Genomic DNA, 15,806 nt, shown 5'->3' with positions numbered 1-15,806 from the left:
TAAAAGAGAAACCAAAGGTTTCTCTTTTTTTTTAAATAAACACTAACAACTTAACCTCGGATACTTTTCAAAACATTTGAAAAAAATTAACATTTAACCATCTATACAAATGTAACTTTGTAACAGGATTTCAAATACCTAATATGGAAGCCATACCAACCTACTAAAAAAGTTATATGGCAAATAAAAAATATTCAGAATTAGAATTTATAGCTTTAATGGCATTACTTATGGCAAATGTTGCCATGTCCATAGATTCTATATTACCGGGACTAGCACAAATAGGAAATTCGATTGGGAATCCTAGCAGCACAAACCTGCAGTTACTAATTACAATGATCTTTTTAGGCTTAGGTATCGGTCAACTAATTTTCGGTACAATTTCAGATAGCTTGGGAAGAAAACCTGTTGTTTATTACGGATTTTCAATTTTTATAATTGCGAGTATTATTTGCCTATTTTCTCAAGATTTAACCACAATGCTCATAGGTAGGGTACTTCAAGGAATTGGACTCTCCGCTCCTAGAACTATCAGTGTTTCAATTATAAGAGATAAATACACAGGAAACCATATGGCAAGAATTATGTCATTTGTTACTGTAATTTTTATTCTTATTCCAATGATAGCCCCTATCATCGGACAACAAATAATAGTTTATTCTAATTGGCAAGGAATATTCTATTTTCAAATACTTTTTGCCATGATAGTCCTGTTATGGTTTATTCTACGCCAAGAAGAAACTTTAAAAAAGTCTAAGAGACTAAAACTAACAAAAGTGCTTTTTATCAACGGTACAAAAGAGTTTTTCAAATTCAAAAGCACCCTGTTGTATACAGCTATCACTGGGATCATTACAGGATGTTTTATGGTGTTTTTGAGTGCTTCAAAACAAATATTTCAGGATCAATACGGACTCACAAATGCTTATGTTTACATCATTGCTGCAATTTCCTTCTTTCTTGGACTTGCCACACTTTTTAACGGAAGTATAGTTTTAAAACTAGGTATGAGCAAAATTTCAAATCTTGCATTGTATGTATTTTCAACTGTTTCTTTATCTTATGTACTCCTATTTTACCAACAACCAAATCCACATATTCTTATACTGTATTCTTATTTATCTTTTCTATTTCTATGCCTTGGATTTATTTTTGGGAACATAAGGGCACTTACTATGGAACCTATTGGACATGTTGCAGGAATCGGAGCAGCTTTATCAGGCTTTTTATCTACGGTAATTGCTGTCCCTATAGCACTGTGGATAGGACGAAATATAGATACAACAGCGCTTCCTATGTTCGTTGGTTTTTTTATTTGTAGTTCGATTTCAATTCTCCTAATCCACCTGATGGAAAATGCTTCTATTTTTCGCTATTTTTATAAACACAAAAAAACATAATTGCTTCCTTTTTTCTAAATTTACCATAACATAAAAAAAAGCAATGGAAATAATTTGGTGGAAAGTTTTGGTATCAGTAATAGCAGCAATAGGTCTTTTCACACATAGTCTAGAAAGTTTTTCTGAAAATCTATTAAAATATTTAAGTGGTACAATGCAGACCAGCATTGAACGTTTTACTCAAAATAGATTCAAAGGAATTATTTTTGGATTTTCCGCTACAGCATTAGTTCAGTCTAGTAGCGCCGTAGTTGCAATTGTTATAAGCATTGTGGACAGCGGGGTTATTTCATTTGGGAATTCCTTACCCATTTTACTTGGGAGTAACATTGGAACGACGGTAACCGCCTGGTTGGTTTCATTTAAGATAGAAGCTTTAGGAGTATCTCTAATTGCCTTAGGTTTTATTTTAGGCTATTTTAAAGGAAAACTCTCTGTAGTTTCAAAACCAATTTTTTATTTAGGTCTGATTTTATTTAGTTTAGAGCTAATCAGTCAAAACCTTGATCCAATCAAAAATAGCCCTCTATTGGAAACCTTACTTTCCTATGCTACCATACCGTTAATTGGTGTTCTCATAGGTGCTTTTGTTACAGCAATATGTCAATCTAGTTCGGTCACTATAGGTTTAGCCATTATTTTATGTTCGAATGGAGTTCTAGATCTTAGTGGTGCCATTGCCATTGTGGTAGGGTCTAACATAGGAACAACAAGTACCGCTTTTTTGGCCGCTATAAACTTACAACACGCTGCAAAAAGAACTGCAGTTGCTAACTTAATATTCAACAGTATCGGAGTTTTAATATACTTACCTCTTTCCTCCTACTTTGTTATACTGGTAGAATCACTAACCAACTCACTAGCCTATCAAGTAGCTTTTGCTCACTTATTTTTCAATATAGCCATTGCCTGTATTCTTTTACCTTTTACTAAAAAAACAGCGCAACTTTTAGGATCTAAAAATTAAGTACGTTTTCAAAACTTTTGACTATTCAAAAACTAATATTAAAATAGTTTCAAAACTGTCTAGTTTATTGCTTTCTGTTGTTGACTCATGACATTTCTAGCGATTCATTTTTATTTTTTGTCTATTTTTAATCAAGTATAGTTCTGATTTCACAAAGATGTAGTGTTTTAAATTTGACACCTTAATAAACTTAGATATCATAATATGAAAACCAATATGATCAGCTTAATTTCACTTCTAATATTTACTTTCAATATAATGACCTCATGCAGTAGCGATGACGACATCCATCAAAATGATGTAAAAACGGAAACTGAAGTGCCATCAACTCCAACTGAAGAAGATGATAATGAGGAAGGGCAATCTGAAGAGAATAACAATCTACCTGAATTACCAGATGATAAAAAATGGGTACTGCAAGAAAAGTTATCTAATGAGTTCAACTATGAAGGAAAAGAAACAGACGAATTTAATAACGACTGGAAAGTTGGCTATATAAATGCTTGGACTGGACCAGGTATGACTCAATACAGCGGTTCTCAGTCAACGATTACAAATGGTGAAATGATATACAAAGCAACAATACTTGGTGAGACTATTAAGACAGGATGTATCAGTTCTAAAAATTCCGTACAATATCCAATGTATATGGTTGTAAGAGCAAAAATTAGTGAATCTTCATTAGCCACTGCAGTATGGATGTTAAGTCAAGATTCAACTCAAGAAATCGACAACTTAGAAGCGTATGGAGATAAAACAAATGACTACTTCTCCAAACGTTTACATTTAAGTCATCATACATTTATCAGAGACCCTTTTGATGACTATCAACCTTCTGGACCGGAAACTTATTACGCAGACGGAAAAGGAACTTATTGGGCTGATGATTTTCATGAATATGGGGTTTTATGGGAAGACCCATGGACGTTAAAATATTATGTGGATGGTGAACTAGTAAGGACAACACCAAAAAACGAAATTGATCCTAGAAATCACACAAACGGAAATGGATTGACGAAACCTATGTTTTTAATAATTAGTGCCGCTGCACAGCCATGGAGAGCGAACCAAGGTATCAACTACCTTACAGATCCATCTGTTCTCTCTGAAGCCAGGTCCACTGCCCGTTTTGATTGGATTAGAGTTTATAAGCCAGAATGATATAAACTCCTATAGAATTACAGAAACTACTTTTACCTAGTATTTTTAATTTTGGTTGAAATTCAGTAACTTTTAAAATAAATAGTTACTACTATGTCTAGGAAAATTGATGCGCTATTAGAAGAATATGGTGAAAGTCACAAAAATAAAACCAACAAAGCTATTCACTGGATCTGTGTTCCCTTAATTTTTTGGTCTATTGTTGCATTATTGTACAGTATTCCTAAAATACACTTACACAATTTAATAGGAGCCAGTACATTTTCTAATTGGGCCACTATTTCCTTGTTTTTCGTACTCATATATTATGTTACGCTTTCAAAATCACTAGCCATAGGGATGCTTGTATTTAGCCTTGTTTGCATTTTTTTGTGTGAATTTTTAGAAATTTATATTCAACTTCCTTTGTGGCAAATAAGTTTGATCGTTTTTGTTCTTGCTTGGATTGGGCAATTTTATGGGCATAAAGTTGAGGGTAAAAAACCATCATTTTTTAAAGATCTGCAATTTTTACTAGTTGGTCCAGGGTGGCTATTACATTTTATTTACAGTAACCTGGAAATAAAATACTAAGCTACCTAAACAAAATAATCTATTCTAAGATTTCATCTATAAAAACAATTTTAAACTACTTGTTTGAAAAAGTTTAAAATTACGCCGCACTACCTGGCACATTAAAAGGTTGTAATCATGGTGAACACTAATCCAATAAATAACTGTTCCGCATAATTAAAATGCTCATGAGATAATCATGAGCATTTTATAATTTCATTTAACTGTTTATTATATTTTTTCCATATTTCTCATATGTACATCCAACTGTGGGAAGGGAACATTTATGTTATTTATTTGGAATTTCTTTTCAATTGCAATTCGTATATCACTTTTTATCCTTTCAATTTCAAATATATTTACACTCGAAAATAGCAGTGTAAAATCTAAAGAGGAATTTCCAAAATTTGACAATCTAGCTTGAATACTTCCATCATTTAAAACCTCAATATGGTTAGAAGCGGCATCACACAACAACTGCATTACCAAATTCACATCACTCCCATATGCAACCCCAACAGAAATACTAAACTGTGTTTTTCTTGTCTGATTACTCCAATTGATCACCTTGTTTGTTGTGATGATAGAATTTGGAATAAGAATTACAATATTCATTCTCGTTTTTGCCTGTGAGGTACGTAATCCTATCTCTTCTATAATAACAATCTCTCCATCAATATCTAAAATATCACCTACTTTTACCGACTTCTCAAAAAGTAGCAGTACCCCAGACAGAATATCATTAAATGTTTGCTGTAAACCAAGACCAATACCCACTAACAATGCCGCAGATCCAGCCAACAAAACACTTATTTTAACTCCAACAATCTCGAGAATCAAAATCACCACTACAATCCAAATAAAATATTTTATTATTTGAAACATGGCAAAGGAATTACCTGTATCAATATTATGAACTCTAGTTTCTCTATCTAATGCCTTTTTTATCAACCACAAAATTAATTTTGTAGCAAAAAACAAAATAATCGCTGTGACCACCTCAAATACCGTCAAGGAGTGTTCTTGATACACATACAATTCAAAATTTAATAGTTCATTAAGTTCTTCCATAAAAGAATTATTTATGGCAAAATAAGATAAAAATAACAAAAAAGAAACTGTGAATTCTAATCTCTACTCTACTGTAAACTTCCAAACTTGTCCAATAGCTTGAGCTCCATCAATATCGCTAACATCAATTCTCCAGAAATATGTCCCCGTTGTTAAACTAATCTCAAAATAGTTGTTAGAAATACGCATGGCCTCATTCTGTAACATATTTTGAGAAGTTCCCATGTACACATCAAAAGTTAAAACCTCATTTTCGTCTAAATCTTCTGCTTGCCATTGCAATCTAATGTCACCTGCTATAACATTCCCATTCATAGAAGGCTCTAACAAATTTGCAGCAAAAGGAACATGATTTTCAACTCCTTCTGTTTCTGAATAAAAACCATAAACACTACTATATTCACTTGTTGCACCAGAATTATCTCTTGCTTGAACTCTCCAATAATAAACAGCATCACCAGTTACAGTAATCGTCTTTGTTGCTTCTTCAACTACCTCTTCATGCACTAATTGAGAAAAAGAAACTGTATTGGAAACCTCTAATAAATAAGAAACTTTATCACCTTCAGAATCAACCGATGGTTCCCATTGCAATATTAGATTTAAATCTGTACATGCTTGATTATTTGTGGGGAACACCAGCTCAGGAATTGTAGGTGCACTATTTGAATCTTCTTTCCCGCAATTATAAAACAAAACAGCTAGCCCGATGATATATATTATTTTTTTCATAATTTATTCTTTAATAATTTTTAATTGAACCGTTTCATCTAATTCCAACTGCACATAGTACACACCTTTAGATAAATGATCTACTTTTAATGAGATACGTTGATTTTCCACAGAAACTTTCTCTGAAAACATAAGTGCTCCATAGGCTGTATAGATATTTAATTGCACCTGATCCTCAAGGTTTGGTGTATAGATAAATAGGTCCGCCTTCACTGGATTTGGATAGGTCTTAATATCAGCGTATAAATTAATTTTTTCCTTATATTCTCCTTCACAATCAGCGTCAGTTTTCACAGATACAATATCCCCTTGACCCGCTGGAATAGTAAAAGTGGTTAAATCTGTTTTCAAAATTATAGCATCGTTTACATACACTTGATAAGGTGCTGTTCCTTTTTGCATCGTAATGGTCGTATATTTATTTGAAGTAACGCTTTTTGCTGCCACAGAAACACCAGCTTCAATTGCTACATTAAAACACTGAGTATGATTCATTCCAATGGCTTCAATACAAATTTCATAATCACCAGGATCCAAACCTTCAAGCATTAATTTATTATCTTCAAAATCGTATTGAACTGAATTCAAACTAGCTTTATAATTAAAGTTTTCATTTGCAGATATTTCAATCACTCCATTTCCTTTACCTACACAACCTTCTCCGATAGTTTTAATCGTAAAATTATTTGATGGAATTTCATAATCAGTAGGACAACCATTGGCATCTACCATTGTGTTTTCTGGAGTACCAGGACATAAATCGCTAATATCAACCACACCATCACCATCACTATCTAAACCACCTCCAGTATCTTCACAATCTTGACCAACTTCATACGTTAAATAATCCGTTACCGCTAAACCTCCTGCAAAAGCAAACTTACATGCATAATTCAAAACTGTTCCAGTACTTACATTGCTAATCGTTTTGGAGAATTTTTTTCCAGAAACCAAATCCATTTGAGTTTCAATAAAAGGACTTTTTTGCCATAAAAATGCTATCACACCATCTTTATCATCTAACAATTCAAATGTTATCTTAACATCGTTTCCAATGGTCTCAAATGTATAATTATACCCAACACCAAAACTTCCTTCAATTGCACCTGATTTCTGTCCTTCACAATCTGTATTTGTATCTACAGATGTGGTGGCTGAAACAACAATGGGAGCATTGGATGCTATATTTCCAGCCAAATCAGCAGCAGAAACATTAAAAGTATAGGCTGTATTAGGATTCAACGCCGTGATCGTAATCGCCTCTGTTTTACCAGACTCAGCAGATACAACAACTTCTTTATTTCCGTAGTTTATTGTATACACAACTACACCAGAATCATCATTTGCAAATGCATCTAAAACCACTGAACTTCCAGTAACACTTGCTGAGCTAGCGGTAAAGTTAGTTGGAGCCGTTGTATCATTGCCACCATTTCCACTACAATCAGTACCTACCACATAGCTAAGATATTTTGTTACTGCCTGTCCTCCATTAAAGGCAAACTTACATGCATAACTAATGGTTTCACCATTGCTCACTCCTGCTATTGTTTTAGAATAAACTCCATCCCCTAAATAATCCATTTCTGATTCTTCAAACGGACTTTCTTTCCATAGATAAGCAGCAGCTCCTAGCTTGTCTGAATCTAACAACTCGAAGAAAATTGTTACGGTTTCCCCTACTGATTCGAATGTTGCCTTATAACCTACTGAAAAACTACCTTGTTGACTTTCGGAGGAAGTTTCTTCACAAAATTTAACAGCTTCAACAGCTATAACCACTGCTTCTGAAACACCTTCCAAACCATCTTGATCAAACGCTTTGGCCGTAATCGTATGACTCCCAACATTAGCCTCTTGAAAAACGAACTCGAATGGAGCTGTTAAATCCTCACCTAATTTTAATTCGCCATCATAAAATTCAACTTTAACAACCTCACCTTCTAGATCATTAGCCAACGTATTAATTTCTATGTTTTGTCCTTGTTTAAAGGTAGTTCCCGCTTCTGGTGATGTAATTGTTACGGTTGGGTTGGTATTCCCGGTTGCAGAAACAATCACCAACACTTCACTAGTTGCTGCATTCACTCCTTTATTTACCTTTAACCTGAATTTATATACTCCATCAACTAAATTGTTAATGTTAGGAGACATATTAGTTTGATCAGAGAAACCTACTACTGTTGGTCCATATATTTGTTCCCACAAATAACTTGCTCCCTCTGAAACAGGACTACTAGCAGAGCCATCTAAAGAAATTGTACTAGCAGGAGATACCACCACCACATTTTCACCTGCATTTGCATAAGGAGCAGCATAATTTAAATCGCCCGTTCTTGAGAATGTCAGCTTCCCAAGATTAAATTCTCCCTGGTCAAAATTCAACCTCAGTACTTGTTTACCTTTATATAGCGGAATGGCATTTACCGTTTTACTAGTAAAAGTAGACCAATTGCTATTACTTGTCGAATTCAAATTAATATCAGAACTGATTTTTGTTCCGTTCACCTCTAAATGGAATGGACCACCACCGTTGGCATTACCTGATGCATATCTCAAACTTAAATCATAAAATCCTGAACTTTCAACATCTATTGTATACTCAACCCACTCTCCTGATGAAATCCAACCTATCGTGGCTCCTTCTCCATTCACAGATGCCACATCTACCGCTTCATCCAATCTAAAATCCCCTTCATTTACAGTAGAAACATCAACATAAGAGATGCCACTTGCATTTCCACCTTCAAAACTATCATAATGTCCTGCTTCAAAACTACCTGGAATCGAAAATGGGGTACCGCTATATGGTTGCTGCTCTCCTACAATTACTTCAACAGTATTCGATACATTAAAATTGGCTCCATCATAAATTTTAGAGTACATTCCATGTTTCCCTAAACTCAAATTTGTAGCCTCTATATCATAAGGTGCAGTAGCATCTTCGCCGATCAATTTACCATTATCGTAAAACTCAACTTTAGAAACATTTCCTGCCCCTACTTCAACCGTTAATGCAACACTTCCATTTGCATAAGCACTATCAAAGCTTGAAGCAAGGGTACCTGTAATTTGGACATCTTTGTTCGTTCCCATAGAATTTGGAGCCACCGTCAACTGAAATCCATCAGAAAACGAAACCACTAACTCTTGATTGGAATAATTGTGAGCAACATATGTTTTATCACCATTTTTTTCAAAAACAGCTGCGATTGGATAATTTGCTTTTATTTCATTTTTCAACTGCCCCATAGCATTCATGCTATGAATCCAATGATAAGTTTGTGCATCTGAAACGCCGAACTTCATTACTCTATCTGGATAAGAATCGTACAGTTCAATTGCTCTCTCTGGATCTAAAAACGATAGATATTTCCATATGGTATCGTGCCATAAATTTGGATTTGTATCATTAGTACTTAAAATACCTGTATTCGCTTGAAGTTCATCCCAAATTTTCTGTAAGTAATCTTGATTTTGACCTAAATACAAAGATCCTCCATGCATCGGATACAACTCTATTCCATAGGATGCGGTAATATCTGAAGTCCAAAAAGTTCCATTGTCATATGAGTTACCCCAAACCCTAGAAACCAATCCGTACAATTGATCGTCTTTAAAATTACGTTCTTCCATATCAAACCAATACTCTTCAATAGCAGTTTGTTCTGTGGTATACAAATAAACACCCAAGTCTCTAATTTCATCATTACCAGTGATGGTTCCCCAGTGAATTAATGAAGAATTAAATTGCATGCTCTCTGAGGTTGATTCTTGATCGTTTCCTTGTGGAAAAGAGGCAAAACCATTGGCCCAACAATGTCCTGCATAAGGACTGAAATTCCTTAAAAAAGGAAATTTATCATCATTTCTATCTGCACTTGCGGCATCTCTCACCAAAATATTTATGAACTCACCCCATTCATTTGCCCATCCTGGTTCAAATTGCTCCATAAATGCAGCAGCATGAATAAAATACCCCCAATGGAAATGATGATCATTAATATTTGAATCTTGACCATGACCTGCAGGATATCCCAGCATTGCAGACCACGTTTCATTATAATAAAACAGAAACGCTACTTCTCCAGATTGATAGTTCAACCAATCTTCTAACCTTTCTTTTACGGTTGCAATCATTTTATCACGCGCCTCTATATCACCCGTTTGATCCGCAATCCTTGCGGTTTGAATCAATCGATTCATTACTTGACCTTCATTATAAGAATCTGTCCAAGTAGCCAACCCATCATTCTCTAGTTGACTAATCTTCTCAGACAATTCAGAAGGACTAAAACTATCACTATAATTAGATAAATATGGTAACGTAGGTAGAATTCCACTGTAATCGTTAGATACTGTAAAACTGTTACCACTCATAGACTTGACTTCTCCTCTAACCGATTCATAACTATGCTCTTCTGGTGTGTTTGACCCGACGGCTAAATTATTCCATTGATGAGGTAACAAACCTAACAACATGTTTGTATCCGTTCCTTCTTTCACTTCTGTAGCAACACTAAAATCGGTTACCACCGTACCCTCTGAAGGATTATAATCCCAATTGACTTCAGTATTTACAGGAAATACGTAGGCATATTTTTTATATTCATTCGCTATAGTCGAAAGATTTGTTGCGTTTTGAGGTAGCATTGCTGCGGACCAATAATTTTTTCCATTTAGTGTAGAAGTATATACGTTTCCTGAAACAGTCCATTGACTTCCTACAGGTGCATATATAACAAAGTCTGCTCCATGACTAGCATTTTCAACTAATAGCATTTCATTTGAAACCGTTGTCGTACCTGAAACCACCTGAATTCTAACTTCAGAGCTAGCATCTTTTTCAAAATACAAAAAAGGCATTGCGATACCTGCAGTGGTTTTCATATTTCTTGAACCATCCGTCCAATCTAAAGTAACAGTCCAGTCAGAATAATCTGAAACTGTAGTCTTAGAAGTATTTAAATTAGTAAGACCAATAGTTATTGGAGCAGAATCACCAATAACCCCCCATGGAATATAAGTCACCACGAGTCCAGCATCAGTAGTTTTCAAGGTCATAGGATAGGTAAATAAGTTTGAGGCATGATCTTCCTTTACCACACTTGACCACCAGTCATTTGTAGGCACTGGTTTTCCTAAAGCTTCACCACTTAATTGTGGAGCACCACTTGGATATCCATTTCTTCCCGCCTCATCTACTCCAGGAAAAGTTTTGGTATAGCTACCACTACCGACTCCTACAGTTTGCGCGGTTAAAATACCTTGAGTATAGCTTATAAATAGTAACAAGATGAAACCTGTGTACTTTAATTGAGAATACTTCATAATTACGTTTTGGTTTAATTTATTTGGTTGTAACCAAAATTAATAAAAGCTGCAACCAGCAGCTATAATTACGACACTACACAAACCTTACATTATAGAAAGAAATCCTACGACTCTAAAACATCTTAAAAACTCCAGTAAACAATGGTATTTAAAGGAGTAAAAACGCAATAGCGTATAAAAATAACTCAGGATAAAACTTAAATGTATAGTCAATGTATGGTTTATTCAATTACAAAACACCTCCTTAATATACTTCAACAAGAATAAAACAAACAAATGTTAATCAAATTATTAAAACTGTACATGTATTATCAAAATTAAATTTTTAAACTAAGTACACATTTTATAAACAGTATAGTTTTTAAAAAGAGGTAAGGCTGATCTAAATTCCTTTTACATTTTATAACTATTCAATCCAAAAAATACTTTGTTCCTATGGACTTTGACTTGTTGAATTGCTTTTGTAAAATGGCTTTATTTTCAATTCGATATGTTCAACTCTGTTCTCACAGTTTTCAATAGTCCCTTCAAAACGAATTTCTTTTGGGACACCAAAAGCATAAATACCTTTCCCTCCAGCCATTCTATTTAACTTTTTTATGGCTTTAGGAGATAGTTCATGATACAGAGGTTCTATGATTTCACATTGCTCAATTCTCCCATAATCGACATCCCATTGAAGCGCCTGATCATTTTGAATTCGAATCGGACTATTATATACTTCTTTAAGTAATGGAAACGAAAATTCAAGAACCCTAAAGGACCCAGCCTTAATAAATGCAACAATTTCTTTATTTCTAACTACCAAAAATCGAATAATATCAATATCAATTTTTGACAACTGTTTGGATGCAATTGCAGCATAACCAACCCACTCTATTTCATCGCCTTTTTTTCTCCGAACCCCATCAAACCATATGTAAAAATCTCTTATTTCAGAAACACTTTTATATTTTTTAAATCCTAATGAGTCTTGAAGATTAAAAGAGTTAGCCTTCTTCCAACGTTCTGTATTTTTTTTTCTATCTTCTTTTAACCAACATCCATTTCTTAACAAAGTTGACCCCATCTCACGGTTATAGGCTTTCAAATTTTTCCACTCCTGAGAACATAACGAATGGTTAACAAACAGAACTCCCAATAAGAATATTATTTTTCTATCAAGCAACGTTTTCTTTATTTCAAAGTAAGATACAAAAGATTTAACAGCTAAAAACAGTCAAAATTATTTTTTAATTATGCAACTAAAAAATTAAGAATAGGGACGAAAAAACTATATTTGTTGGCTTATAAAAGTTTATTTTTTCGATGTCTCAAAAAGAATTATTACACAGTACTTTAAAAGAATATTTTGGTTATGAAAACTTCAGACCTCATCAAGAAAAAATAATTACATCCATTCTAGATGGTAACGATAATCTTGTCATAATGCCAACTGGTGGTGGTAAATCTGTTTGTTTTCAGCTACCTGCCCTTATCTTAGAAGGTGTAACATTAGTGATATCTCCCTTAATCGCTTTAATGAAAGATCAGGTGGATGGGTTAAATGCCAACGGAATCCCCTCTGCATTTTTAAACAGTTCTCAAACTGAAGAAGAAAATCAAATTATCATTAACAAACTTAAAAAAGGAGCCATTAAATTATTATACCTAGCTCCAGAAAGTTTGGCCTTTTTTGAAATGGTAGTGCAAGAAATCAAAATTAGCTTAATCGCAATTGACGAGGCGCATTGCATTTCATCTTGGGGGCATGACTTTAGACCTGCTTATACGCAGCTAGGTTTTTTAAAGAAAAGACTCCCTCAAACTCCTATAGTGGCACTTACAGCTACCGCTGATAAAGCCACAAGAGAAGATATCCTTAATCAATTAGGACTTCCTCGTGCCGAGCGACATATTGCATCTTTTGACAGACCAAATATTTCCCTTGAAGTTAGAAGTGCACAGGATAGAATAATTCAAATTGTAAAATTCATAAAAGAACGACCTAACACCTCTGGAATCATATATTGTTTAAGTCGAAAGGCTACTGAACAAGTTGCTGCTAGGTTGTCTAAAAACGGCTTCAAAGCGAAAGCCTATCACGCTGGATTACCACATGAGGAAAGAGCACAAATTCAAGAAGATTTCATTTACGACAAAAGTCAAATAATTTGTGCTACCATTGCTTTTGGAATGGGAATTGACAAATCTAATGTACGCTGGGTAATTCATTATAATTTACCCAAAAACATGGAAGGGTATTATCAAGAAATTGGTAGAGCTGGTAGGGATGGTGTTAACTCAGAAACCATTTTGTTTTATAGCTACGCTGATGTTATTCAACTTCAAAAGTTTGCCCAAAACTCAGGAAATAAAGAAGTACAACTTTCTAAATTAGAAAGAATGCAGCAATATACAGAGGCGCTGAGCTGCAGACGAAAGATTTTATTAAGTTATTTTGGTGAATTCATTGAAAAAGACTGTGGCAACTGTGATGTCTGCAAAAACCCACCTGAATTTTTCGATGGAACTGTCATAGCTCAAAAAATACTCTCTGGTGTTTTCAGACTTAAGGAAAGTGAACCAATCGGAACACTAGTTGATTTTTTAAGAGGTTCTCAAAATGCAGTCATTTATGATAAAGGGTATCAAAATTTAAAAACCTATGGAATTGCCAAAGATGTACCCTGGAGAGATGTTCAGCAGTACATCATACAGTTAATTAACCACGGGTATTGTGAAATTGCGTTTCATCAAAACAATGCTTTAAAATTTAGTTCACTTGCAAAGAACGTCCTATTTGAAGGAGAAAAAGTTAGATTAACAAAAGTGCTACCTGTTCCATTGACTAAAAAGGAGCTTGCTAAAGCTGGTAAAACCAAAAAATCTACTACTGATTTGTTTGAAAGATTACGCTTGTTACGATTGAAAATAGCTCAAGAACATGAAATTCCAGCCTATTTAGTATTTAATGATGCGGCATTGAAACAAATGGAAAAAGAAAGACCGATGACCGATGAGGACTTCCTAGCCATTGATGGTGTCGGACGAAAAAAGTTTGAAGATTTTGGATTTGATTTTATCAAAGAAATTATAGCTTTTCAAAAAGAAAAAACAATTACAAAAAAGAAAGTAAAAAAAAACAAGGGAGATACACTTTTGGAAACTTTAAAACTATATAAAAAAGGGTTTTCCGCTGACGAAATTTCAAAAGAAAGAAAACTTAATTTAATGACTATTCAAACACATTTTATCAAATTATATCAAGAAAATCACGATATAGATTTAAATGAATTTGTAAATAGCAAAGAATTAGAACTTTTAGAAAACGCCAAAATTGACCTTAAAAACTCCAAAAGTTTAAAGACATATTACGAATATTTTAAAGAAGAACTTTCTTACAACACCATAAAATTCGGACTTGCTATTTTAGAAAGAGACCACTAGTTACTTATCTCTTTCCGCATCCAAATCTGCATATATTTTTTCGTATGAAGGCAATATTTCATCAATCGCAAATTTCCTAGAATGTAACCAAGCATTATTTTTAAACTTCTTTAAACGCTCAGAGTCACTAAGGATATGAATCGCATTTTTAGCCATACTATCTACATCTCCTACATCGCTTAAATAACCGGTCACCCCATCCACATTAACCTCTGGCAACCCACCGGAATTACTTGAAATAACAGGACTTTTTGCAGCCATTGCTTCTAGCGCTGCCAATCCAAAACTTTCTGTTTCGGAAGGAAGTAAAAACAAATCAGTATAACACAGAATTTTTTCCAATTCCACACTATTCCCCAATATTAATACATTGTCATAAATTCCTAATTCTTTGGCTTTCAATCTTGCCGAATGCAAATCTGGTCCATCTCCCACCAATAATAATTTAGAGGGTACTTCTTTTTGAACTTTATAAAAAATCTCGACAACATCAGAAGTTCTTTTAACCGGTCTAAAATTACTTATATGAGTAAGTATTCTTTCATTTTCTTCGGCTATTGAATTTCTTTGACATTCCTCATGAAGAATATCTGGGTATTTCTCTAATTCAATAAAATTATAAATGACATGTATTTTCTTTTTAATATCAAACAAGTCTAACGTTTGATTTTTTAAACTGTTAGAAACGGTTGTTACCGCATCAGAACTATTGATACTAAATTCTACTGATTTTTTATAACTTGGATGGCTCCCAACCAAAGTAATATCAGTCCCGTGTAAGGTTGTTACTACTTTTATGTCTATGCCTTGTTCCTTTAGCATCTGCTTCGCCATAAACGCAGCATAAGCATGTGGAATAGCATAATGCACATGCAATATTTCTAAATCAAATTTTGAAACAATTTCTACCATTTTGGCAGATAATGCCAACTCGTAGGGCTGGTATTCAAAAAGAGGGTATTCTTTAATCTGCACTTGATGAAAATGCAAACCACTAGAAATAAAATCCAAGCGAACCGGCTGATTGTAAGTAATAAAATGTACTTCATGGTTCTTATGAGCCAAAGCCATTCCTAATTCAGTCGCTACTACACCACTCCCACCAAAAGTAGGATAACACACAATTCCGATCTTCATGAATCTTATTTTCTATAATTTGT

10 protein-coding genes are annotated in these 15,806 nt (G+C 34.1%); 5 read left to right on the top strand and 5 right to left on the bottom strand.

All coding sequences use genetic code 11. The features are described from left to right. The first annotated feature begins 176 nt into the window (after positions 1 to 176). The 4 genes from AC2DZ0_RS01750 to AC2DZ0_RS01735 all read left to right on the top strand — a co-directional run bounded on the left by AC2DZ0_RS01750 (position 177) and on the right by AC2DZ0_RS01735 (position 4,101). The gene (locus AC2DZ0_RS01750) at positions 177 to 1,400 is read left to right on the top strand and encodes a multidrug effflux MFS transporter (protein ID WP_484643292.1); all 1,224 of its coding nucleotides are present in this window, start codon (positions 177 to 179) and stop codon (positions 1,398 to 1,400) included. A gap of 43 nt (positions 1,401 to 1,443) precedes the next feature. Further along, positions 1,444 to 2,367, top strand: a complete 924-nt coding sequence (locus AC2DZ0_RS01745) for a Na/Pi cotransporter family protein (RefSeq protein WP_484643290.1) — start codon at positions 1,444 to 1,446, stop codon at positions 2,365 to 2,367. Positions 2,368 to 2,571: 204 nt separating this feature from the next. After that, complete coding sequence (locus AC2DZ0_RS01740) at positions 2,572 to 3,528, top strand: family 16 glycosylhydrolase (RefSeq protein WP_484643288.1); 957 nt, start codon at positions 2,572 to 2,574, stop codon at positions 3,526 to 3,528. A gap of 93 nt (positions 3,529 to 3,621) precedes the next feature. After that, the gene (locus AC2DZ0_RS01735; RefSeq protein WP_484643286.1) at positions 3,622 to 4,101 is read left to right on the top strand and encodes an Mpo1 family 2-hydroxy fatty acid dioxygenase; all 480 of its coding nucleotides are present in this window, start codon (positions 3,622 to 3,624) and stop codon (positions 4,099 to 4,101) included. Between the two features lie 210 nt (positions 4,102 to 4,311). Here the strand turns inward: AC2DZ0_RS01735 and AC2DZ0_RS01730 are convergent, their stop codons facing one another. From AC2DZ0_RS01730 to AC2DZ0_RS01715, 4 genes are all read right to left on the bottom strand, one after another. Then, the gene (locus AC2DZ0_RS01730; protein ID WP_484643285.1) at positions 4,312 to 5,151 is read right to left on the bottom strand and encodes a mechanosensitive ion channel family protein; all 840 of its coding nucleotides are present in this window, start codon (positions 5,149 to 5,151) and stop codon (positions 4,312 to 4,314) included. 63 nt (positions 5,152 to 5,214) lie between these two features. Continuing rightward, positions 5,215 to 5,883 carry a fibronectin type III domain-containing protein gene (locus AC2DZ0_RS01725; RefSeq protein WP_484643283.1) on the bottom strand — a complete coding sequence of 223 codons (669 nt, stop codon included), beginning with the start codon at positions 5,881 to 5,883 and terminating at the stop codon, positions 5,215 to 5,217. A gap of 3 nt (positions 5,884 to 5,886) precedes the next feature. Then, positions 5,887 to 11,214, bottom strand: coding sequence for a glycosyl hydrolase (locus tag AC2DZ0_RS01720; protein ID WP_484643281.1), 5,328 nt, complete (start codon positions 11,212 to 11,214; stop codon positions 5,887 to 5,889). A 436-nt stretch (positions 11,215 to 11,650) separates the two neighbouring features. Next, complete coding sequence (locus tag AC2DZ0_RS01715; protein ID WP_484643280.1) at positions 11,651 to 12,307, bottom strand: hypothetical protein; 657 nt, start codon at positions 12,305 to 12,307, stop codon at positions 11,651 to 11,653. Positions 12,308 to 12,525: 218 nt separating this feature from the next. On the opposite strand from AC2DZ0_RS01715, the gene recQ reads away from it, so the two are divergent. Continuing rightward, the gene (gene recQ / locus AC2DZ0_RS01710) at positions 12,526 to 14,646 is read left to right on the top strand and encodes a DNA helicase RecQ (protein WP_484643278.1); all 2,121 of its coding nucleotides are present in this window, start codon (positions 12,526 to 12,528) and stop codon (positions 14,644 to 14,646) included. Here recQ and bshA read toward each other — a convergent pair whose 3' ends face one another. After that, the gene (gene bshA, locus AC2DZ0_RS01705) at positions 14,647 to 15,783 is read right to left on the bottom strand and encodes an N-acetyl-alpha-D-glucosaminyl L-malate synthase BshA (RefSeq protein WP_484643277.1); all 1,137 of its coding nucleotides are present in this window, start codon (positions 15,781 to 15,783) and stop codon (positions 14,647 to 14,649) included. Between the last annotated feature and the right edge of the window lie 23 nt (positions 15,784 to 15,806).

This window comes from Flavicella sp. IMCC45668, from assembly GCF_057219105.1.
This window is presented reverse-complemented; position numbering and strand designations above follow the sequence as displayed.

Coding starts and splice junctions, on each gene's coding strand:
- AC2DZ0_RS01720 (WP_484643281.1), bottom strand. CDS start 11,214: ATGAAGTATTCTCAATTAAAGTACACAGGTTTCATCTTGTTACTATTT.
- AC2DZ0_RS01740 (WP_484643288.1), top strand. CDS start 2,572: ATGAAAACCAATATGATCAGCTTAATTTCACTTCTAATATTTACTTTC.
- recQ (WP_484643278.1), top strand. CDS start 12,526: ATGTCTCAAAAAGAATTATTACACAGTACTTTAAAAGAATATTTTGGT.
- AC2DZ0_RS01750 (WP_484643292.1), top strand. CDS start 177: ATGGCAAATAAAAAATATTCAGAATTAGAATTTATAGCTTTAATGGCA.
- AC2DZ0_RS01745 (WP_484643290.1), top strand. CDS start 1,444: ATGGAAATAATTTGGTGGAAAGTTTTGGTATCAGTAATAGCAGCAATA.
- AC2DZ0_RS01730 (WP_484643285.1), bottom strand. CDS start 5,151: ATGGAAGAACTTAATGAACTATTAAATTTTGAATTGTATGTGTATCAA.
- AC2DZ0_RS01735 (WP_484643286.1), top strand. CDS start 3,622: ATGTCTAGGAAAATTGATGCGCTATTAGAAGAATATGGTGAAAGTCAC.
- AC2DZ0_RS01725 (WP_484643283.1), bottom strand. CDS start 5,883: ATGAAAAAAATAATATATATCATCGGGCTAGCTGTTTTGTTTTATAAT.
- bshA (WP_484643277.1), bottom strand. CDS start 15,783: ATGAAGATCGGAATTGTGTGTTATCCTACTTTTGGTGGGAGTGGTGTA.